Below are 20868 nucleotides of genomic sequence, written 5' to 3' on the forward strand. Positions count from 1 at the left end.
ACGACCGAGAAGGAGAAGGGTAAGACATGACCGACACGCAGACGATGCCGACCGCCCGCCACGAGCTCGTGCTCGAGCGCGTCTTCGACGCCACCCCCGACCGCGTCTACAGGGCGTGGACCGACCCGGCGGTGCTGAAGAAGTGGTTCGCGCCGAAGCCGTTCACCACGCCCATCGCCGAGCTCGACGTGCGCCCGGGGGGCTCCAGCACGATCGTGATGCGCGGGCCCGACGGCAAGGACTACCCGAACCGCGGCGTCTACCTCGAGGTCGTGCCGGGCCGGCGCCTCGTCTCGACCGACGCCTACGTGAGCGCCTGGGTGCCGTCGGAGCAGCCCTACATGACCCTGGACCTCAGCTTCGAGGACCTCGGCGACGGCAGGACCAAGGCTACCTACCGCGTCAGGCACTGGTCCGCCGAGGCCCAGGAGGAGCACGTGCAGAGGGGCTTCTACGAGGGCTGGGGCAAGTGCGCCGACCAGCTCGCCGAGCTGTTCGCCGGCGGCGAGGCCTGAGGCCCTAGACCGCCGCTCCCGGCGGTGCCAGGCTGAGGCGTGGGGCAGGAGGCGGCGTGGACGACCACGGGAGCTCGCAGGCGGAGTGGGTGGACAGGACCGACGAGGTCGCGTCGCGCATGGAGGCGCTCAGCCAGGCCCTGGCGGACGAGCGCGCGCGGCGCTCCGCGGGCGGCGGGACGTTCGCGCCGCCCGCGGAGGCCGAGGAGGGCCGCGTCGTGGGCCTCGCGGTCCTGGCCGCGGTGGTCGCTGCCGAGGCGGAGGAGTTCTTCGGCCCGCTCAACGAGACCTGCCGCGGCTTCGACATCACCACCCCGCTGCGCATCGCCCACTTCCTGGCGCAGACGGCGCACGAGTCCGCCCTCTACACGGTCCTCGTCGAGAACCTCAACTACAGCGCTCGCGGCCTGCTCGCCACCTGGCCGCGGCGCTTCGACGCGGCGCGCGCCGAGGCGTACGCGCGCCAGCCCGAGCGGATCGCGAACTACGTCTACGCCGACAGGATGGGCAACGGGCCGGAGGCGTCGGGCGACGGCTGGCGCTTCCGCGGACGCGGCATCCTCCAGGTGACGGGGAGGCAGACGTACCGCGACGTGGGCGGGTCCCTCGGCGTCGACCTCGAGGCCGCGCCCGACCTGCTGGCGACCCCGCGCTTCGCGTCCCTCGCGGCGGGCTGGTACTGGCGGTCGCGCGGCATCAACGCCCTCTGCGACCGCGACGACCCGGTCGCCGTCACGGAGGCCGTGAACGGCGGACGGCACGGCCTCGAGGAGCGCATCAGGCTGCTGGGGCTGGCCAAGGCGGCGTTGAGCGCCCCCGACCCCGACGTGCAGGCGTGACGCGGCCCCGGACGGACCCGGCGCGCGGGCCGGGCCGCGGCGCCTCCCGCCGCTCGTCCCCGCCTCGCACGGCCCGGCGGCACTTGCGGTCTACGGCTCCCGCGGGATCAGCTCGTCGAAGAACAGGCCCTTGAGGCGCAGGCGGTAGCCGTCCTCGCGGACGTCGGCGTCGAGGTAGACGTACTCGTCCCTGTGCCCGTTCGTGTCGAGGAGCAGGGCTCGGCCCTGCGAGGCGACGTTCACGCCGCCGCGCACGGGCGTGTGGCCGTAGACGCCCAGGCGGTAGCCGGTGCCCTCGAGGAAGTCGCGGTCCTCCTGGATCCAGCGCCGTCGGTTCTCGAGGTAGAAGCCCTGGTCGAAGGTGTTGTGCTCGGGCAGCGGGCCCACGTGCGCCAGGTGCAGCCCGTCGATGACGAGCTCGTACGGCCACGAGAGGATCCACTCCTTGAGGTCGGGGTCCATCGGGTTGCCGTGGCCGGGCTTCCACTCCAGGTGGGCCACGTCGTCGGTGCGCAGCGGTCCCTGGTCCTCGGTGACCGCGTTGAAGTCGTGGTTGCCCATGAGGATCACCATGCGGTCGTCCGGCACGCGGTCCTGGAAGCCCTTGACCTCGCGCAGGAAGCGCTCCTGGGCCTTCTCCGCGCGCTCCAGGTGTCGGGGGTTGTACTCGTCGTAGCGCCTGACGTTGATCAGCTCGGCGTAGCGCTCGCGGCTCTTGGCGTGGACGAGGTCGCCGAGCAGCACGAGCTTGACGTCGCCATCGCGCAGCTCGTCCGTGGGGCGGTTCCGCTCGTCGGCGAGCCCCGCGTCGCGCAGCATCGTCCAGAGCTTCTCGGGCTGTACGTGGATGTCGCCTACGACGACGAGGCGCACGACAAGTCCTCGGTTCCGCTTCGCCCGTCCACCGCTCGGCTACCCGTCGTCAGCGCTGCGCCGTGGCCTCGAGGAGCGGCAGCGGGTCGACGGTGTCGCCGGCCACCCTGACCTCGAAGTGGAGGTGGGAGCCGGTCGAGTTGCCGGTGCTCCCGACCAGCGCGATCGTGTCCCCGGCCGCGACCACGTCGCCGACGTTCACCAGCACCTCGGACGCGTGAGCGTAGTAGTACTCGGTGTCGCCGTCCTCGACGATGACGAGGTAGCCGTAGCCGCCGTACCAGCCCGCGTAAGTGACGGTGCCGGGCGCGGCGGCGACCACCGGGTCGCCGGTGTGGCCGTCGATGTCGACGCCGCCGTGCCAGTTCGAGCCGTTGATGCGCAGCGACCGGTAGCCGTAGCGGGAGGTGATGGTGCCGACGAGCGGCCAGATCAGGCCGGTCACGGCGGGCGGCGTGGCCGCGTCGCCGGTGACGGCGCGTCCCGCCGCGATCTCGTTGCCCGGCACGATGCGGAGCTGCTGGCCGGCGAAGATGCGCTCGCTCTTCAGGCCGTTGGCGCTCATGATCGCGGCCACCGTCGTGTTGTGGGCCCGCGCCAGCGTCCACAGGGTCTCGCCCTTCTGGACGGTGACGGTCTGGGCGACGGCGCCGCCGACGTCGCGTCCGCCGGCGGCGTACTGGCCGGGCACGACCAGGCGGTGGCCCGGGTTGATGACCGTGGCGAGGGTGATGCCGTTGGCGTCGGCGATGGCCTGCGGGGTGGTGCCGTAGGCGCGCGCTATCGACCAGAGGCTGTCGCCCGGCATGACCTCGACGACGAGCGGCTCGAGCGCCTTGTCGCCGGCGTCGAGCCGCAGCACCTGCCCGGGGTGGATCAGGGTGCCGTCGAGGTCGTTGAAGGCGATGAGGTCGGAGACGCTGACCCCGTGCGCCAGCGCGATGTCGTAGAGCGTGTCACCGGCCTGGACGGTGACGGTGCGCGCCGGCGCCGCGGGCGCCGCGCTCCCCGGGAGCCGGAGGACCTGGCCCGGCCTGATCTGGTCGCCGGTGAGGCCGTTGAGCTCCTTGAGCGTCGCGACGTCGGTACCCGCTCGCTGCGCGATGCTCCAGAGGGTGTCGTGTGGTTGGACCGTTACCGATTGGGCGTAGGCAACCGAGGTCGCCAAGGCACAGAGGCAGAGGAGGGGAAGGAGGCGCCCGGCTGACATTGCCAGCCAAGATACCAGAAGCGGCGCTCTATTTTACAAGAGGTTCTTCATTGCTTCCGTGACGCTGACGACGGAACGTGAGGGCGGCATGTGAGCCGGGGAGCGTCGGCCCGCGGTCGTCCGTCGCGCGGGTCGCGGGGAGGTCCTCCCGACGGGTCTCAGGGCCGTCCGTCGCGCGGGTCCAGCACGGTGTTGAACATCTCGCGCGACCCGAGTTCCATCATGATCAGGTAGAAGTTCTCGATGTCGAGGTCGTCGGCGACCCCGTGGATGATGCGGAACTGCAGCCGGGCGGCCTCACGCTCCAGATCGGCTGTGGGCACCTGGGCGAAGCTAGGCATGGCCGATATGTAGCAGCGGCGGTCTTACGGGACACTTAACCGGCGGTGATCCTCGTGCCGCCGCCGGCCAGCGCCCGCTCGACGCCGTCCGCGTGCCGCCCGTCGGCCACCACCGCGAACGACGCCCCGCGGGACAGGGCCTCCAGCGCCGCCTCGACCTTCGGGACCATGCCGCCGGCGATGCGCCCGTCGGCGATGCGGGCGAGCGCCTCGTCGCGCGTGAGCTCGCGCAGCAGGCTCGCGGGGTCGGAGGGGTCGTCGAGGACCCCGGGGACGTTCGTGAGGAAGCACACGCCCTCGCCGACCGCGCCCGCCACCGCGCCGGCGACCTCGTCGGCGTTGACGTTCAGGGCCGGTCCGGCCTCGCGCGGCGCGTCGCCGAGGGCCCCGCTCGCCTCGGCGTCAGCGGACGGAGCCTCCCCGCCCGCGTCGCTCCCGCTCGCGGCGCCGGCACGCGGTAGCTCCCGCGCCACGCTGGCGACGACGGGCACCAGTCCCGCCGCGCGCAGGGCCAGCAGGACGCGGGCGTCAACGCTGCGCACGTGGCCGACGCGGCCCAGCTCCGGCTCGGCCGCGGCGGCGCCGAGCAGGCCGGCGTCGCGTCCCGTGAGGCCCACGGCGGGGCCGATCTCCTCGGCGAGGCGCTTGCCGAGCACCGTCAGCACGTCCTCGACGACGCTCATCGCCTCCGGCGTGGTGACGCGCAGGCCGCGCACGAAGCGGTGCTCGATGCCGCGCGCGTCGAGGGCCGCGGCGATGAACGGCCCGCCGCCGTGCACGACGACCGGCGGCGTGCCCCGCGCGGCCAGGCGCCTGATGCCGGCGGCGACGGCGGCCCTCGTCGCCGGGTCGGTCATGGCGTTGCCGCCGTACTTGACGACGAGGCTCACGGCAGGGAGCCTACAACGCGCGTGATAGGTTGGCCGGGGCCGCCCGTCGCGGCCGCTCGTGAGGATGGACATAGCCTTCGGGACAGACGGCTGGCGCGACGTCATCGCCGCCGGCTTCACCTTCGCCAACGTCAGGCGCGCCGCCGCCGCGTACGCCGACCACCTCGCCGCGCGCGGCGGGGGCCTCGTGCTGGTCGGCTACGACACGCGCTTCCTCGGCCGCGAGTTCGCCGAGCAGGCGGCGGCGGTCCTGGCTGCGCGCGGCCTGGAAGCGCGGGTCAGCGCCGACTATCTGCCCACGCCGGCGCTGTCGTTCGCCGTCAGGCGCTACGGCGCCGCCGGCGGCGTGATGATCACGGCCTCCCACAACCCGCCCAGGTACGGCGGCTTCAAGCTCAAGGGGCCCTACGGCGGCACCGCCACGCAGGCGATCTACGAGGACGTCGCCGCCCGCGTGCCGGCCGGCCCGGTGCCCGAGGGCGGCGGGAGCTTCGGCGCCTTCGACGTGCGCGACGAGTACTACGGCGCGCTCTCCGCACTCATCGACCTGGAGGCCCTGCGTGCCGCGGCGCCGCGCGTCGTCCACGACGCCATGGGCGGCGCGGGCGCCGGCTGGCTCGCCGGCTTCGCCGCCCGGACCGGCGCGCTGGAGGTCGTCGAGGTGCGGGGCCGGCCAGACCCGCTCTTCCACGGCGTGAACCCCGAGCCGATCCCCGCCAACGTGGTCGCGACGGCGGAGCTGATGGCCGACGCCGCCGAGCGCTCCGGCGGGCCCGTCTTCGCCGCGGTCACGGACGGCGACGCCGACCGCCTCGGCGTGGTCCTGCCCGGCGGGGGGTTCTTCGACGCCCACCAGGTGTTCGCCGTGATGCTCGACCACCTGCACCGCAAGGGCGGCCGCGGCCGGGTCGTCAAGACGTTCACGGTCAGCCGCGTGATCGAGCGGCTGGCGGCCTCGCGCGGGCTGCGCGTGACCGAGACGCCCGTGGGCTTCAAGCACATCGTCGACGCGATGCTCGGCCCCGGCGAGCCGGTGCTGATAGGCGGCGAGGAGTCGGGGGGCATCGGTCTGTCTGCCCACCTGCCCGAGCGCGACGGCCTGGCGAACGCCCTGGTGCTGCTGGAGGCAGCCGTCGCCTCGGGCGAGGGCCTGGCCGAGGCGTTCGCGCGCCTCGAGCGCGAGACCGGCTGGCGCCACGCCTACGACAGGCTGGACCTGCACCTCGGCGGCGAGGAGGCGATGGCCGCGGTGCGGGAGCGTCTCGCGGACCCCCCGACCGCGATCGCCGGCTGGCGCGTGGAGAGCGCCGAGGACCTCGACGGGCTCAAGCTGAACCTGGAGAGGGGCGGCGAGGTCGCCGCGTGGGTCCTGTTCCGCGCCAGCGGCACCGAGCCGCTGCTGCGCGTCTACTGCGAGGCGCCCACGCCCGCTGACGTGGCGGCCGTGCTGGCCGCGGCCCGGGAGCTGGTCGCGTCGTAGCCGCGTTCGGCGCCAGGTGTCCGCGCGGGCGGACGCCGCCGCCAGGACGTCGCCGCGGGGACGTCCGCCCGCCGGACCGGCCTCACAGCGCGATCAGGTGCTTCGGGCTCCGCGACAGGACCTCGTGGCCGTCCTCGGTGACCAGGACCAGGTCCTCGATGCGCAGGCCGGTGAAGCCGGGGACGTAGACGCCCGGCTCCACCGTCACCACCATGCCGGGGCGAAGCACGTCTTCGGAGCGCTGCGACAGGCGCGGTCCCTCGTGCACCTCGAGCCCCGTGCCGTGACCGAGGCTGTGGGCGAACGCCTCCGCCAGCCCGTTCCTGGCCAGCGCGTCGCGCGCCACGGCGTCGAGCTCGCGGCCGCCCTTGCCGGGCGCCACCGCCGCCACGGCCGCCTCCTGCGCCTCGAGCACGGCCTCGTACATGCGGCGCTCCTCGGGCCCGAGCTCGCCGACCGCGACCGTGCGCGTCATGTCGGCGTGGTAGCCGCGGAACGCGGCCCCGAAGTCCATCGTGACCAGCTCGCCGCGCCCGATGCGCTTCTGCGACGCCGTGCCGTGCGGCATGGCCCCACGGACGCCGGAGGCCACGATGGTGTCGAAGCCCGGCCCGTCGGCGCCCGCGAGGCGCATGGCGCGCTCGAGCTCCAGGGCGACCTCAGCCTCGGTGACGCCCTCGCGCACGAACTCGAGCACGGCCGCGAAGGCCGCGTCCGTGATGCGGGCGGCCTCGCGCAGCATGTCCACCTCGTGCGGACGCTTCACCAGGCGCTGCTCCGCGACGAGGCCCTCGAGGGGCACGGGCGCGGCGCCGAGCAGCTCGGTGAGCTTGGCGTTGCGCTTCAGCGTGACGTGCTCGGCCTCCACGCCCAGCCGCAGGCCGCCCGCCAGCTCGGCGAGGCGCGCGTCGGCGTCGGCACCGACGACGATCTCGTAGGGGACCAGCGCCTCCTCGGCGGCCTGGGCCGTGTAGCGCCCGTCGGTGAACATCACGGCCGCGTCCGGCAGCACCAGCAGCGTGGCGTCCTCGGGCGAGGAGAAGCCGGTGAGGTACCTGACGTTCGCCGGGTAGGTGACGAGCATGGCGTCGACGCCGCGCTCCCTCATCGCGCCCCTGAGGACGTCGAGCGCCTCGTCCACGTGGGCCTTGGCAGGGTCTGCGATGGTCATGGTCTCTCCTGGCCGCACGCGGCGACTATCGCGAGGAGGTCAGAGGTCGAGAGGCTGGCGCCGCCCACGAGGCCGCCGTCCACGTCCGGCTGGGCGAGCAGCTCGGCGGCGTTCGCGGGCTTCATGCTGCCGCCGTAGAGCACCCGCACGTCGCCCCCTCCGGGCAGCAGCTCGCGCAGCTCGGCGCGCACGGCCGCGCACATCTCCTGGGCGTCGGCGGCGGTGGCGTTGAGGCCCGTGCCGATCGCCCACACGGGCTCGTACGCGACGACGAGGCGGTCGGGGGACGGCAAGACGAGGCCCTCCAGCGCGCCGCGGAGCTGGCCCAGCACCACGCCCATGGCCTCCCCGGCGTCGCGCTGCTCCCGCGTCTCGCCCACGCACAGCACCGGGACGAGCCCCGCCGCCAGGGCGCACCGCACCTTGGCGCGCACCAGCTCGTCGTCCTCGCCGTGGTACTGCCGGCGCTCGGAGTGCCCCACGACCGCGTAGGCGGCCCCGGTGTCGGCGACCATCGCCGCCGAGACCTCGCCGGTGTAGGCGCCCTCCTCGTGCGCCGACACGTCCTGCGCGCCCAGGGCGACGGCGGTGCCGAAGGTCAGCCGCGCCATGCCGGGCAGGTGCGTGTACGGCACCATCAGCGCGACGTCGCAGGGCAGCGGCTCCAGCGCCTCCAGCCCGGCCAGCAGCTCGCGCGTCCAGGCGGCCGCCTCGCTGGGCAGCTTGTGCATCTTCCAGTTGCCCGCTATCAGCGGCCGGCGCATGGGGGTGACGATAACCCAGAGGCTAGCCCGTCGGCCGACCGGGGTGGGGCTCGCCGACCACCTGCCGGCCCTCCGCGGGGCGCCTCGCGTCGAAGCGGCCCCCTCGCCGACGAGGGGTCCGCGCCACGGCCCCCCTCGGCCAAGGGGAAGCGGCGCGACCGGTGAGGGTCGCGCCGCTCTGCATGGGGCTCATCGCCGCCGAGCTCAGGCGACGACGCCGGCCTCCTCCTTGCGCCGCTGGCGCGGGCGCGGCTTGCCGCTGGGGCCGAGCTGGCGGCCGCGCTTCTCGAGCGCGGCGAGGCCGCCCACCAGGGCGACGTCGAGGGCCTGGTCGATGTCCTCGACCGGGTGCAGCTCGAGCGAGCGCACGAGGTGCGGGGCGATGTCCTTCATGTCGGCCTCGTTCTTCTCGGGGAAGACGATGTGCTTGATGCCCGCCCGCTTCGCGCCCAGGATCTTCTCCTTGAGGCCGCCGATGGGCAGCACCCGTCCGCGCAGCGTGATCTCGCCGGTCATGCTCACGTCCTTGCGGACGGGCGTGCCGGTGAGGGCGCTGATCAGCGAGGTCGCGAGGGCCAGGCCGGCGCTCGGACCCTCCTTGGGCGTGGCGCCCGCGGGCACGTGGATGTGGATCTCGCGCTCCTCGAGGTCCTTCGTGGAGATCCCGAAGCGGTCGGCGCTCGACTTCGCGTAGGTGAGCGCGGCGCGCGCCGACTCCTTCATGACGTCGCCGAGCTGGCCGGTGAGCACGAGGCCGCCCTTGCCTGGGGTGATCGACGTCTCGACGAAGAGGATGTCGCCGCCCACGGGCGTGTAGTACATGCCGGTCGCGACGCCCACGAGGTCGTCGTCGGCCTCGGACTCCGGCGTGAAGCGCTGGGCGCCGAGGTACTGCTCGAGGCTGCGCTCGGTGATGCGCACGCGCTTGGCCTCGCCCTGCGCGATGCGCCGCGCGGCCTTGCGGGCCAGCGTGCCGATGAGCCGCTCGAGGTTGCGGACGCCGGCCTCGCGCGTGTACGAGGTGATCACGCGGCTGATGGCGCCGTCGGTGATGGTGACCTGCTCGGGCTTGAGGCCGTTCTCGACGAGCTGCCTGGGGAGCAGGTAGCGCTTGGCGATCTCGAGCTTCTCCTGCTCGATGTAGCTGGAGAACTCGATGGCCTCCATGCGGTCGTAGAGGGCCTCGGGGATCTGCTGCTCGTAGTTCGCTGTGGCGATGAACAGTACCTCGGAGAGGTCGAAAGGCACGCCCAGGTAGTGGTCGACGAAGTTCGCGTTCTGCGCCGGGTCGAGCACCTCGAGCAGCGCCGAGGACGGGTCGCCCTGGAACGAGGAGCCGAGCTTGTCGACCTCGTCGAGCAGGAAGACGGGGTTCTTCGCGCCCGCCTGCCTGATGCCCTGGAGGATGCGGCCGGGCATCGAGCCGATGTAGGTGCGCCTGTGCCCGCGGATGTCGGACTCGTCGCGCGCGCCGCCGAGGCTGATGCGCACGTACTCGCGCCCGAGGGCCTTGGCGATCGACTGCGCGATGCTGGTCTTGCCGACCCCGGGGGGGCCCACGAACAGCAGGATCGGGCCCTTGTTGACCTCGAAGGCGTCTAGCTCGCCGCGCTGCGCGCGCTCGGCCTTGAGCTTGCGCACGGCGAGGTACTCGAGCACGCGGTCCTTGACCTTCTCGAGGCCGTAGTGGTCCTCGTCGAGGATGCGCGCGGCCTCGGCGAGGTCGAGGCGGTCCTCGGTGCGCTTGTTCCACGGCAGCTCGACGATCGTCGTGAGGTAGGTGCGGATCACCGACGCCTCGGCGGAGTCGGGGTGCATGCGCGCCAGCCGGTTCAGCTCGCGCTGGGCCTCCTTCATGACGATCTCGGGGAGCTCGAGGGCCTCGAGCTTCTCGCGGAAGGCCTCTACCTCGTCCTCCTCGTCGTCGGAGCCGGAGAGCTCCTTCTGGAGCGCCTTGATCTGCTCGCGCAGGAAGTACTCGCGCTGGTTGCGGTCGATCTCGTCCTTGACCTCGCGCTGGAGGCGGCGCTGCGTCTCCTGCAGCTCGATCTCGGTGTCGATGAGGATGAGGACCTTGCGCAGGCGCTCGGTCACCGTCGGGGCCTCGAGGACGGCCTGCTTGTCGGCCAGCTTGAAGTCGAGGTGGTACGCGACGTAGTCGGCGAACTGGCCGGGGTCCTCGAGGTTCATGACGAACTGCGCGACCTCGCTCTGGACCGTGCGGCTGCCGGACTCGACGAGGTCCTTGAACTTCTCGCGGAGCTCGCGGAAGGTCGCGACGAGCTCGACCTCGTTGCCGTCGGGCACCTCGCGGGTCGAGACGACGGCCTCGATGAGCCCGCCCTCGTGCTTGTACTCGTGGATCGTCACGCGGGCGAAGGCCCTGACGAGCATCTGGATCGTGCCGTCCGGGTTCTTCTTCATCCGCATGATGTTGCAGGCGGTGCCCACCTGGAAGAGGTCGTCCGGGGTGGGCTCCTCGACGTCCCTGTCCTTCTGGCTGACGATGATGATCGTGCGGTCGCGGTCGAGGGCGGCGTTGATCGCCCTGATGCTCACGGGCCTGCCGGCGTCGATCGGCATGACCATCGTCGGGTAGAGCACCGAGCCGCGCACCGGGCAGACCGGTACGGGCTGCTGGAACTCGAAGTCAGTGCCTGGCTCGGCCATGTTGGTCACCTTATCCGAACGGGCTGGGAAGAACGGTGTCGCCCCGGCGCGTTGGCGCCGCCCTTAGGCGCTGCGGCCGGAGTCACTTGAGCGCGCACGGCTCAAGTTTACTAGATGCAACTGACTCAGATATGGGGCGCCCGACACGCCCGTCGCTGGGGTGCCCCGCCGACGGGCGGGCGCAGGGAACTATAACCCCCCGTGGTAACTTGGCGCGTCATGAAGGACGCCCTAGGGGCGCTGTCCCGCTCGCTTCGCACGGTCATCGACACGCTGGCGCCCGGCTTCGAGGGCGACGTCCCGCTGCAGGAGGTGCCGGCAGACAAGCCCGGCGACTACGGCACCCCGGTGGCCTTCGCGCTCGCCCGCACGCTGCGGCGTCCGCCGCCTGAGATCGCCGCCGACATCGTCGCCAGGCTCGAGCTGCCCGAGGGCGTCGCGTCCGCCGCAGCGGTGGGCCCCTACATCAACTTCGTCCTCGACCCGGGGGCGTTCGTCGCCGAGGTGGCGGCGGGCCCGCGCGCCCCTCAGGCGGCCGAGCGGCGCAAGGTCGTCGTCGAGCACACCAGCGTGAACCCGAACAAGGAGGCCCACGTCGGCCACCTGAGGAACATCGTGCTGGGCGACGCCACGGCCCGCATCCTGCGCGCGGTGGGCCACGAGGTCGAGGTCCAGAACTACATCGACGACACGGGACGTCAGGCAGCCGAGAGCATCTTCGCCGTGACCTACTTCAACGCCAGGCACGACGCCCCCGGCAGCTCCCCGCAGCGCAAGTACGACCACTGGCTCGGCGAGCTCTACGTGCGCCTCGGCCAGGCCAAGGAGCACGACGGCGAGGCGATCGAGCGCGGCGTCAACGAGGTCATGCACCGCCTCGAGCGCGGCGAGCTGCGGCACGAGGTCGAGAGGGTCGTGAGGGCGCAGCTCGAGACGTTCAACGCGCTGGGCGCCGAGTACGACCTGCTCGTCTGGGAGTCCGACGTCGTCCAGGCCGGCTTCCTCCACCGCGGCCTCGAGGTGCTCGAGAACAGCCGCTACACGCACAGGCCCACCGAGGGCAAGTACGCGGGCGCGCTGGTCATGGACGTCTCGTCGTTCCTGCCCGGCCTCGAGGAGCCGAACGTCGTCCTCGTGCGCTCCGACGGCAACGCGATGTACGTGGCGAAGGACATCGGGTACCAGTTCTGGAAGGCGGGCCTGTTCGAGGGGCTCACCTTCACGCGCTTCGCCGTGCAGCCGTCCGGCGCGCCGCTCTACTCCTCGAGCCCACTGGGCGAGCCGCACCCCGACGGGCGCACCTTCGCGCACGCGGACGAGATCATCAACGTCGTCGACGTGCGCCAGAGCCACCCGCAGACGATCGTCCGCACCGCCCTCGCCCTCGCCGGCGACCCGCGCGCCGAGAAGGCCTACCGCAACTCGCACCACCTCGCCTACGAGGTCGTGACGCTCGAGGGCCGGCCGATGAGCGGGCGCAAGGGCATCACGCTGTCGATAGACGAGGTCACGGTCGAGGCGACGCGGCGGGCACGCGCCGTGGTGGAGGAGAAGAACCCCGGACTGGCCAGCGTCGACGAGGTCGCCAGCGCCGTCGGCATCGGCGCCCTGCGCTTCGCGATGCTCAAGACCGAGGCCAGGAAGACGATCGACTTCCGCTGGGACCAGGCCCTCTCGCTGCAGGGCGACTCGGCGCCGTACGTGCAGTACGCCCACGCCCGGGCCTGCAGCATCCTCCGCGCCGCCGAGTCGGCCGGCCTGACCCTGGCCGAGGCGGAGAGGTCGGCGGACTTCGGCGCCATGGGGCGGCTCGAGGTGCGCCTGGCGCAGGTCGTGGCGCGCTACCCGCGGGTCGTCGAGGCGGCCGCCGAGGAGCTGGCGCCTCATACGGTCGCGCAGTACGCTCTCGACCTGGCCACGGCCTGGAACGCCTACTACAACCACAAGGACGCTGCCGGACGGCCGGACACGCAGGTGCTGCGGGCCGAGCCGGGGCTGCGCGAGGCCAGGCTGCTGCTCGTCGACGCCGTGCGGCGCACGCTGGAGGCCACGCTGGGCCTGCTGGGGGTGCGGGCGCCGGAGGAGATGTGAGGCGGACCGGCCCCGCGATCGGGGGCACGGCTCGGGAGGACGGAGGCGTATGATGCCCGACATGGACAACGAGCCCCGGCCGCGCTTGGGCGACGGCCGCTTCCTGGTTCCCACCGTCCTGGGCGTCCTCGGGTTGCTGTTCGCTCTGTCGGCGCTGCCGTTCGAGCCGTCACCCTCGAAGCTGGTCCTCAACATCATCGCCCTGGTCATGCTCGCCGCCGCCGGCGCCGGCCTCGCCGTGGCGCTGGAGGGCGCGAGGCGCCGCAAGGCCCCCGAGCTGCCCGAGTAGCCGGGCGCGGCGTCCCGAGCGGCCTCGCGGCGCACGGGCGCCCGGCACGCGCCGCTAGGACGCGTCCGGCGGTCCGCTAGCCCCGCTCCATCTCGTCCAGCACAGCGTCGGCGGCGAGGGACGCGGCGCGCGCGTGCTCCCCGAACGCCGCGCGCGCCGTGGGCGCCTCGCGGGCCAGGACGTCGGCGCGGTAGGCCTCGTCGCTCACCAGGCGCGCGACCACGGCGCGCAGGTCGGCGGGGCTCGCGGCGGCGGCCATGCCGCCCGTCCACCACAGGTCCGCGCCGTCCTCGACGACCTGCACCGCCGGCACGCCCAGCGCGATCGCCTCGGGCAGCAGCGTCGAGAAGGTGCCCACGACCACGCTGGCCCCCCGTACGGCGTCGTAGGGGTCGGGCGACGCGTCGAGCATGTCGTCGGTGAGGAGGCCGTCCGCCCGCGCGCCTTCGTAAACCGAGCGCGGCTCGCGCGGGTGCGGCCTCACGCGGACCCTCACGCCAGGCAGCTCCCTCAGCGCCCCCAGCGCCGTGCTCAGGGCGCGTCGGGAGACCTCGGGGTCGCCGTTCGTGCCGGCCACAAGCACCACGGGGGCGTCGTCGACGGTGGCGGGGCCCACCCTCCCGGCGCCGGCCAGCCGCGGGTTCCCCACCACGACCGCCGCCGGCGGGTCGGGGAAGCGCGCCAGCTCCTCGCGCGAGGCCTCGCCCCACAGCATCACGAGGTCGGCGCCGTGGAAGTCGTGGGTCGGCCACTCGCCGCTGAAGAGCCCGTGCTGCAGCAGCACGACCCGCGGCCTCGGCCGGGCGCGCGTCGTCTCCACGCCGGCGCGCAGGCCGGGGTCGGTCATGAAGTGCAGGCCCAGCACGACGCGCGGACGCACGTCCTCCAGCGCGGCCCGCGACGTCGCCTCCTGCCAGGCGTAGTTGTGCAGCAGGAGCGCGAGGGCCGCCCTGCCCTCGGCGTCGAGGCCGTGCCGCGCGGCGAAGCGGCGGGCGTGGCCGGTCAGGACCGCCCAGCGCGCCCTGGCCGCGGCGTACGCGCGCGGTCCGGCGTAGGAGCCCAGGCGCAGCGCCGGGCCGGGCAGGCCCGGGTCCGCCGACTCGGTGGGCAGGAGCGTGCCCACGGCGACGCCGCGCCGCGTCAGCTCCGCGGCGACGGGGGCGAGCAGCCCGGCGTAGTCGGGCCGCGCGGGGAAGAAGGTCACGAGCACGTCGGCGCGACGGTCCTCAGGCAGCGGCGGGCGCGGCGCGGCGAAGAGGTACTCGAGGGTGAACGGCGCGAAGGCCCGCTGCCTGGCGCGCAGCGGTCCCACGGGCGAGTCGCCCCGCGTGAGGCGGTAGAGCTGCCAGGCCAGGTGAGCGAAGGCGGGCGGGTAGCCGGCGGCGAGCTCGTCGGCGAAGGCCGCGAAGCCGCGGGCGTCGGGCCCGTCCGCGCCGGCTGGGACCCGCGTCCCCAAGGCTCAGGCCGGCGCGGGGACCGGCAGCCGCGCGACGTGCTCGCGGCTCGCGGACGCGAAGCCGGCGGCCTGCTCGCGCAGCCGCGTCCGCAGCGCCGCGCCCGCGGCCACGTGCCGCTCGACGAGGTCCACCACCTGCCCCACCGAAGCGGCCAGGTCCATCGCGTCGAACGAGGGGCTCTCCAGCCCCACCATGTCGGCCAGGGCGGCGAGCTTGAACGAGTTGCTCGACAGCGGCACGAACGGCGTGCCGCCCCTGAGGCCGAAGATCGCGGGGTGCCAGCGTCCCCCGACGTAAGCCGCGGCGTTGCCGATGAGGTCGACGGCCTGCAGCACCGGCGTCGCCGTGGCGACCAGGGGCGCTGCCAGCTCGTCGGCCAGCGACCGGAACGCCGCCTCGTCCGGCCTGTCGGAGGCCGTGAGCACCACCTGGTGGCCGCGGTCCCTCAGCTCCCGCACCAGGCTCCTGAAGCCGGGCACGGGGTCGCCGGTGGGGTGGGCATCGGGCATGTGGGGGTCGCGCCTCCTGGCCCAGGCGAACTGGGCGCTGCCGCCCACGACCACGTAGGGCCTGCTCGGGTCGAACCGCGCCCTGTCTGGCCAGACGTCGTAATGGCCCGGCCTGCCGGCCAGGGTCGCCCACGCCTCCCTCGCGGCGGGCTCGTAGGCGAAGGCGGCGTCGGGGACCAGGCGACCGGCGACGAACCCCGCGCACTCGTGGAGCGAGCGCGCCTCGCGGAACGTCACGTCGTCGAGCTCCGGGTAGACGGCCTCGGCGAAGGCGCGCATGCCGGGGTGGGAGAGGTCGGCGGTGTGGTTGACAAGCCCCACCCACTTGCCCAGGTGCCGCTTGGCGAAGTGGGCCATGAGCAGCAGCGCGCGGCCCTTGCGCTGCAGGTCGTAGATCGCTCCCTCGCCGTTGATCAGCACGGCGTCCGCGGCGGCCAGGCGCTCGGCGGCGAACTCGAGTATCTCCCCGTGGGCCATCGCCAGGGCGGCGTCCCCCAGGCCGCGCGCGTCCAGGGGCACGACGTCGGGGATGCGCGGCGCGACCTTCTGGAAGGCGCGCCGCGCGACCTCGCGGACGATCGGCCGGCGCGGCAGCCAGGCGTCGAGCCGCGCGGCCGCCCGGCGCCAGCGGCGGCTGTCGCGCGGCGCGAACGAGAGGATCTCCTCGAGGTAGATCGTCGACACGACCTCGGCGCCGCGTTCCGCCAGCGCGTCCTTGAGCGCGCCCGTGGTGGCCCGGCAGCCCCAGTTCGGGTTGCGGGACGTGTCGTTGACGAAGCAGACGCGCAGCGGCGACTCGTCCTGGCCGGTCGCCGCGGGCGCCGCCGTGGAGCTACGCGTGACGACCATGGCCCCAGATGCTAAGGGCGCCGCCGCGCGCCGTGGCTTCAGGCGTCACGCTCCGGGCGCGTCGCCCTCCGCGTCGGCACCGCCCGCCTTGAGCCGCGCCGCCAGCACCTCCACGGGGTGCAGGGCCCGCTTCCCGGTGCCGTCGACGATCTGGTGGCGGCACGAGAAGCCGGGCGCGGCCGTGACGCCATCGTGCTCGCGCACGGCGGGGAAGAGCCGCTGCTCGCCGATGGCCATGGACACGTCGTGGTGGGCGTAGCCGAACGAGCCCGCCATGCCGCAGCAGCCGGCGTCGAGGGGCTCGACCTCGTCGGCCACCCAGCCCAGCACGGCCGTGGCGTAGCTCGTGCCCAGCACGGCCTTCTGCTGGCAGTGACCGTGGAACAGCAGGCGCCCCTCGGCGCGGGCGAAGGACCGCTCGGGCTTGAGGCGCCCCGACGTCCACTCCTTGGCCAGGAACTCCTCGACCATGCGCACGCTCGCGGCCACGGCTTCCGTCTCCGCGCCGGGCACGAGGTCGGGGTAGTCGTCGCGGAAGGCGGCCACGCACGACGGCTCGAGGCCCAGCACCGGCACGCCCTCGTCGGCGTAGCGCCTCAGCCTGGCCACGTTCTCCCGCGCCATGCTCTGCGCGCGGCGCACGAGGCCCTTCGAGAGCTGCGGGCGCCCACAGCAGCCGTAGGGCACGAGCTCCACGTCGTACCCGAGGGCCTCGAGGACCGTCACGGCCGCCTTGCCGGGACCCTGCTCGTTGTAGCGGGTCCAGGTGTCGACGAACAGCGCGACGCGGCGCCCGTTCGTCCCGGTGGCGGCGGCGCGTTCCGGGTCGTCCGCGCCGTTCTCATCGTCCGCGGCGTCCTCGTGAGCGCGCCGGTCGCCGACCAGCCCCCCGCGGCCCGCTCCGCGCCGCCGCTCGAACCAGCGCTCGAAGCGCTCGCCGGCGTAGCGCGGCAGCGTGCGCCGAGAGTCGACGCCCACGGTCCTCTCGAGCAGCCACCGCACCGGCTTCAGCGGCAGCAGCGCGTTCGCCACGGGCGCCAGCGCCTGGCCGAGCGGCGCCACGCGGCCGACGTTCGCGAAGGCCAGCGTGGGCAGGGAGACGCCGTGCTCGTCGTGGTAGTGCTGCAGCCACTCGTACTTGAGCTTGGCCATGTCCACCTGGCTGGGGCACTCGGCTTTGCAGGCCTTGCACTCGAGGCAGAGGTCGAGGACCTCGTAGACCGCGCGGCTGGTGAGCCCGCCGGGCAGGCCGCCGGTGATCGCCTCCCTGAGCACGTTCGCGCGCCCGCGCGTCGAGTGGTCCTCGTCGCGCGTGGCCATGTAGCTCGGGCACATCGTGCCCACGCCGACCTTGCGGCAGGCGCCGACGCCGGTGCACGCCTCGATCGCGCCCAGGAACCCCTCCTGGTCGGAGAAGTCGAGGGTCGTGGCCACCGCGACCTCGGGGTAGTCCGGCCCGTAGCGCAGGCTCTCGGTCAGCGGTGGCGCCTCGACGACCTTGCCCGGGTTCATCAGCCAGTCGGGGTCGAAGGCGCGCTTGACCTCGATGAACGCCTGGTAGAGCCTGTCGCCGAACAGGCGCCGGTTCTGGTAGGAGCGGATCAGGCCGTCGCCGTGCTCGCCGCTCCAGGAGCCGCCGTACTTGACGACGAGCTCGAAGACCTCCTCGCTGATGCGCCGGTACGCCTCCACGCCGGCGCCCGACTTGAGGTCGATGAGCGGCCGCACGTGGATCACGCCCACCGAGGCGTGCGCGTACATGACCGTGCGCGCCCCGTGCCGGCGGCACACCTCGATGACCTCGGGGATGTAGAAGGGCAGCTTGTCGACGGGGATCGCGGCGTCCTCGATGAACGGCGTGGGCTTGTGCCTGCCCTTCATCGTGGCGTAGATGCCCAGGCCGGCGCGACGGAGCTCGACGATGTCGCGCTGCTCGGCGGGGTGCCTGGCCACGTGCGAGGCGTAGGAGAGCGCGCTCACCTCGGGGTCGTCCGCCAGGGAGGCGAGCTGGGCGTCGAGCTCCTCGTCGGTCTCGCCGTCGAACTCCACGAGCAGCACGGCGGCCGGGTCGCCCTCGACCCACGACGTCAGCGGCGCGATGTGCGGGTTGTGCTTGCCGAGCTCGAAGAGGTCGCGGTCTAGGAGCTCCACGGCGGCCGGTCCGTGCCGGTTGATGTACTGCACGGCCGTCAGCGCCTTCTCCAGCGTGTCGAAGTGGCGCATGTCGAGCACGCGCCTGGGCGGGAGGCGGTGCACGGCCAGCTTCACCTCGAGGATCAGCGCCAGCGTGCCCTCGCTGCCGCAGACGAGCTTGGCGAGGTTGAAGGGCCCGTCCCCGACGAGCTCGTCGAGGTTGTAGCCGCCCACGCGCCGCATGACCTTCGGGTAGCGGGCGGCGATCTCGTCCTCGTTCTCCCTGACGATCCGGACGACCTCGCGGTAGAGGCGCCCCTCGCGTCCCTGGTCCGCCGTCTTGGCGGCCAGCTCGGCGCGGTTCAGGGGCCCTAGCTCGAGCTCGGTGCCGTCGGCCAGGAGCACGCGCATGGCGATGACCTGGTCGACGGTCTTGCCGTACTTGATCGAGTGCGTGCCGGAGGAGTTGTTCGCGACCATGCCGCCGACGTTCGCCCTGTCGGTCGTGGCGACGTCCGGCGTGAACTGCAGGCCGTGCGGCGCCAGGACGCGGTTCAGCTGGTCGCGGACCACGCCCGGCTGCACCCGCACCCAGCGCTCCTCCGGGTTCACATCGAGCACCGCGGTGAGGTGCTTCGACATGTCGATGACCAGCGCCTCCCCGACCGTCTGGCCGGCCAGGGACGTGCCGCCGCCGCGGGGCAGGATCGGCGCGCCGTGCTTGGCCGCGACCCGCACGGCGGCGCGGACGTCGTCCTCGTCGAGGGGCACGACCACGCCGACTGGCGCGATGCGGTAGGGGCTGGCGTCTGTGGCGTAGAGCGCGCGGGCCTTGGCGTCGAAGCGCACCTCGCCCCTCACGGACGCCCTGAGGTCGCGCTCGAGGGCGCCAGGGTCGGCGACGGTGCGGGGGGAGGGCAGCGGTGAGCGGAGACGTCCGGCGGTGGCGTGGTTCGCGGACGGGTCGGTCGCGGGCGCCTGTGGCATGCGAAAGGTTATCGCCTGTCAGGGCGCGGGTGCAGGCGAGGGGCGCGCCGCGACTGCGGCTCGTCCGCCCTACGGCGGCCCCAGGGCTTCGCCGTATAGCCTGGTCAGCCGTGGAACATGGCGTCGAGCGGATGACGGCGGTCCTCCTCAGCCAGGCCGTGCTGGTCCCCAACCTCGTCGGCACGTTCGTGTTCGCGCTCTCGGGCGGGGTGGCGGGCGTGAAGGGGCGCGTGGACCTGTTCGGCCTCGCCGTGCTGGCCTTCGCCGCCGGCAACGCCGGCGGCATCATGCGCGACATGATCCTCGGCAGGTTCCCGGCCGGCAGCCTCAGCGACTGGCGCTACCTGGCGGTGTCGGTGCTGGCCGCGGTGGTCGTCTTCCTCTGGTACCCCGACATCGACCGGCGCCGGCGGCTCGTGCTCTACTTCGACGCCGGCGGCCTGGCGCTCTTCGCCGTGACCGGCACGCTGGCCGCGCTCTCGGTGGGCCTGGGCCCGGTGATGGCGCCGGTGATGGGCATGCTCACGGGCATCGGCGGCGGGATGCTGCGCGACGTGCTCGTGAACGAGACCCCGGCGGTGCTGAAGAGCGACCTCTACGCGATCGCGGCGCTGGCCGCCGGCCTGGTCGTCGTGGTCGGGGACGCGCTCGGCTGGCCGTGGCTGGCGACGTTCGTCGTCGGCGCCGGGCTCTGCTTCTTCCTGCGCATGATGGCGATCCACCGCGGCTGGGGGCTGCCCACGGCGCCGTGGTCGAGCGGGCCGGGGTGACGAGGTCCCTCGTGCGCTCATCGAGACCGCAGGGACGCGACGACCTGCGCCTGAGCGCGGCACCGAAGTCCGGATGGTCCGGGTTCATCAGGTAGTCGAGGCTGGCGGGGGCGACCACCGACGGCACGCGCAGGAACACGCTGCGGGGAGAACGCCTGCGCGAGGGAGTCGGTGAGGGCCAGGCGGTAGGCCAGGTTCAGAGGTAGGCCCCGTCCTGGAGCGCCGTGATCATGCTGGCGAGCTCCTGCTGCCCCAGGCTGGTCCGCAGCAGGTCGAACGGGCGCTTGCCGCCGAGGTGCTCGTGCGGCCGGCGGAACCAGTCCGAGGCGGCCTCATCGCCGATGATGGCCGCGACGCGCGCGAAGAGCTTCAGAGCTGCGCTGCCGCGGTCCAGCGTCGAGACGTCCATCACCGGGCGCCTGCTCACGCGGCTGCTCGAGACCCCGAGCAGCTCGTAGACGTCCGCCTTGCTGACGTCGAAGACCCGCAGCAGGCCGTCGACGACCTTGAGCAGGTCCTGGTCGCCGATGAGGCGGTGGTCGATGATCGCCCGCACCACGGAGCCGTAGTCGGCGTCGAACACCTGCCGGAACAGCTCCTCCTGCTTCCGCGCCACCGCAGTTGCCATGGCAGCATCCTGCATCGCGAACGCAACAGAGGACGTCTGGCGACCGCGTAGGGTCGTCGCCTTCGTCGGGTCCGCGCCCCCGCGGCCGGCGCCGTCTGGGTCCCGGCGGCGCTACCCGCGGCCGGCGCCGTTCGGGTCCGCGCCACGGCGCGCTGCCGGGTCCCGCCGGCGCGCTAGGACGTCGGTCAGCCCCGCGCCACGCTCGCCGCGGCCTCCACGGCCTCCGCGGCCGCGGACGCGCCGCCCTCCCCGAACAGGTTCACGACGGCCACGGCGAACGCCTCGTCGTCGAAGTGCCTGTAGGCGTGGACGAGGTTGCGCAGGCGGTAGCGGCGCACCAGGCCCGCCAGCAGCGTCGGCGAGTCCATGGGGTTCAGCTTGCGGCCCGGCTCGGTGACCACG

Annotated in this window: 18 protein-coding genes; 6 read left to right on the top strand and 12 right to left on the bottom strand. The window is 73.4% G+C overall.

The window, feature by feature from the left end:
* Positions 1-26 precede the first annotated feature (26 nt).
* Complete coding sequence (locus tag VF202_13695; protein ID HEX7041165.1) at positions 27-515, top strand: SRPBCC family protein; 489 nt, start codon at positions 27-29, stop codon at positions 513-515.
* Positions 516-571: 56 nt separating this feature from the next.
* Positions 572-1354 carry a glycoside hydrolase family 19 protein gene (locus VF202_13700; GenBank protein HEX7041166.1) on the top strand — a complete coding sequence of 261 codons (783 nt, stop codon included), beginning with the start codon at positions 572-574 and terminating at the stop codon, positions 1352-1354.
* Positions 1355-1444: 90 nt separating this feature from the next.
* Here VF202_13700 and VF202_13705 read toward each other — a convergent pair whose 3' ends face one another.
* The 4 genes from VF202_13705 to VF202_13720 all read right to left on the bottom strand — a co-directional run bounded on the left by VF202_13705 (position 1445) and on the right by VF202_13720 (position 4668).
* Positions 1445-2227, bottom strand: coding sequence for a metallophosphoesterase (locus tag VF202_13705; GenBank protein HEX7041167.1), 783 nt, complete (start codon positions 2225-2227; stop codon positions 1445-1447).
* Positions 2228-2276: 49 nt separating this feature from the next.
* Positions 2277-3395, bottom strand: a complete 1119-nt coding sequence (locus tag VF202_13710) for a LysM peptidoglycan-binding domain-containing protein (protein ID HEX7041168.1) — start codon at positions 3393-3395, stop codon at positions 2277-2279.
* 200 nt (positions 3396-3595) lie between these two features.
* Positions 3596-3760, bottom strand: coding sequence for a hypothetical protein (locus tag VF202_13715; protein HEX7041169.1), 165 nt, complete (start codon positions 3758-3760; stop codon positions 3596-3598).
* A 53-nt stretch (positions 3761-3813) separates the two neighbouring features.
* Positions 3814-4668: an acetylglutamate kinase gene (locus VF202_13720; protein ID HEX7041170.1), complete on the bottom strand. Its 855-nt coding sequence runs from the start codon at positions 4666-4668 to the stop codon at positions 3814-3816.
* A 64-nt stretch (positions 4669-4732) separates the two neighbouring features.
* On the opposite strand from VF202_13720, the gene VF202_13725 reads away from it, so the two are divergent.
* Positions 4733-6148 carry a phosphoglucomutase/phosphomannomutase family protein gene (locus tag VF202_13725; GenBank protein ID HEX7041171.1) on the top strand — a complete coding sequence of 472 codons (1416 nt, stop codon included), beginning with the start codon at positions 4733-4735 and terminating at the stop codon, positions 6146-6148.
* 82 nt (positions 6149-6230) lie between these two features.
* Here the strand turns inward: VF202_13725 and VF202_13730 are convergent, their stop codons facing one another.
* The 3 genes from VF202_13730 to lon all read right to left on the bottom strand — a co-directional run bounded on the left by VF202_13730 (position 6231) and on the right by lon (position 10753).
* Positions 6231-7319, bottom strand: coding sequence for a Xaa-Pro peptidase family protein (locus VF202_13730; protein HEX7041172.1), 1089 nt, complete (start codon positions 7317-7319; stop codon positions 6231-6233).
* The gene (gene tpiA / locus VF202_13735; protein HEX7041173.1) at positions 7316-8083 is read right to left on the bottom strand and encodes a triose-phosphate isomerase; all 768 of its coding nucleotides are present in this window, start codon (positions 8081-8083) and stop codon (positions 7316-7318) included. Before tpiA ends, VF202_13730 begins: the two co-directional genes overlap by 4 nt.
* 204 nt (positions 8084-8287) lie before the next feature.
* The gene (gene lon, locus VF202_13740; protein ID HEX7041174.1) at positions 8288-10753 is read right to left on the bottom strand and encodes an endopeptidase La; all 2466 of its coding nucleotides are present in this window, start codon (positions 10751-10753) and stop codon (positions 8288-8290) included.
* Between the two features lie 219 nt (positions 10754-10972).
* Here lon and VF202_13745 point away from each other — a divergent pair, with 219 nt between their 5' ends.
* Both VF202_13745 and VF202_13750 read left to right on the top strand, forming a co-directional pair.
* Positions 10973-12844, top strand: a complete 1872-nt coding sequence (locus VF202_13745; GenBank protein HEX7041175.1) for an arginine--tRNA ligase — start codon at positions 10973-10975, stop codon at positions 12842-12844.
* A 61-nt stretch (positions 12845-12905) separates the two neighbouring features.
* Complete coding sequence (locus VF202_13750) at positions 12906-13133, top strand: hypothetical protein (protein HEX7041176.1); 228 nt, start codon at positions 12906-12908, stop codon at positions 13131-13133.
* A gap of 76 nt (positions 13134-13209) precedes the next feature.
* Here VF202_13750 and VF202_13755 read toward each other — a convergent pair whose 3' ends face one another.
* Genes VF202_13755 through VF202_13765 form a run of 3 tightly spaced genes read right to left on the bottom strand, consistent with a single transcriptional unit; the run spans position 13210 to position 19068 of the window.
* Positions 13210-14589, bottom strand: coding sequence for a hypothetical protein (locus VF202_13755; GenBank protein ID HEX7041177.1), 1380 nt, complete (start codon positions 14587-14589; stop codon positions 13210-13212).
* Positions 14590-14592: 3 nt separating this feature from the next.
* The gene (locus VF202_13760) at positions 14593-15948 is read right to left on the bottom strand and encodes a polysaccharide pyruvyl transferase family protein (GenBank protein ID HEX7041178.1); all 1356 of its coding nucleotides are present in this window, start codon (positions 15946-15948) and stop codon (positions 14593-14595) included.
* Between the two features lie 45 nt (positions 15949-15993).
* Positions 15994-19068 (bottom strand): FAD-linked oxidase C-terminal domain-containing protein, encoded by a 3075-nt coding sequence (locus tag VF202_13765; protein ID HEX7041179.1) that lies wholly within the window; start codon positions 19066-19068, stop codon positions 15994-15996.
* Positions 19069-19178: 110 nt separating this feature from the next.
* On the opposite strand from VF202_13765, the gene VF202_13770 reads away from it, so the two are divergent.
* Complete coding sequence (locus tag VF202_13770) at positions 19179-19838, top strand: trimeric intracellular cation channel family protein (protein ID HEX7041180.1); 660 nt, start codon at positions 19179-19181, stop codon at positions 19836-19838.
* 196 nt (positions 19839-20034) lie between these two features.
* Here VF202_13770 and VF202_13775 read toward each other — a convergent pair whose 3' ends face one another.
* Both VF202_13775 and VF202_13780 read right to left on the bottom strand, forming a co-directional pair.
* Positions 20035-20466, bottom strand: a complete 432-nt coding sequence (locus VF202_13775; protein ID HEX7041181.1) for an antitoxin Xre/MbcA/ParS toxin-binding domain-containing protein — start codon at positions 20464-20466, stop codon at positions 20035-20037.
* A gap of 185 nt (positions 20467-20651) precedes the next feature.
* Positions 20652-20868 (bottom strand): hypothetical protein (locus VF202_13780; protein ID HEX7041182.1); only part of this gene is annotated, 217 nt, incomplete at its 5' end.

It is taken from the genome of Trueperaceae bacterium (assembly GCA_036381035.1).
In the GTDB taxonomy this organism is placed as follows: Bacteria; Deinococcota; Deinococci; order Deinococcales; family Trueperaceae; genus DASRWD01.

Coding starts and splice junctions, on each gene's coding strand:
- tpiA (HEX7041173.1), bottom strand. CDS start 8,083: ATGCGCCGGCCGCTGATAGCGGGCAACTGGAAGATGCACAAGCTGCCC.
- VF202_13750 (HEX7041176.1), top strand. CDS start 12,906: ATGGACAACGAGCCCCGGCCGCGCTTGGGCGACGGCCGCTTCCTGGTT.
- VF202_13775 (HEX7041181.1), bottom strand. CDS start 20,466: ATGGCAACTGCGGTGGCGCGGAAGCAGGAGGAGCTGTTCCGGCAGGTG.
- VF202_13745 (HEX7041175.1), top strand. CDS start 10,973: ATGAAGGACGCCCTAGGGGCGCTGTCCCGCTCGCTTCGCACGGTCATC.
- VF202_13760 (HEX7041178.1), bottom strand. CDS start 15,948: ATGGTCGTCACGCGTAGCTCCACGGCGGCGCCCGCGGCGACCGGCCAG.
- VF202_13730 (HEX7041172.1), bottom strand. CDS start 7,319: ATGACCATCGCAGACCCTGCCAAGGCCCACGTGGACGAGGCGCTCGAC.
- VF202_13725 (HEX7041171.1), top strand. CDS start 4,733: ATGGACATAGCCTTCGGGACAGACGGCTGGCGCGACGTCATCGCCGCC.
- VF202_13695 (HEX7041165.1), top strand. CDS start 27: ATGACCGACACGCAGACGATGCCGACCGCCCGCCACGAGCTCGTGCTC.
- VF202_13765 (HEX7041179.1), bottom strand. CDS start 19,068: ATGCCACAGGCGCCCGCGACCGACCCGTCCGCGAACCACGCCACCGCC.
- lon (HEX7041174.1), bottom strand. CDS start 10,753: ATGGCCGAGCCAGGCACTGACTTCGAGTTCCAGCAGCCCGTACCGGTC.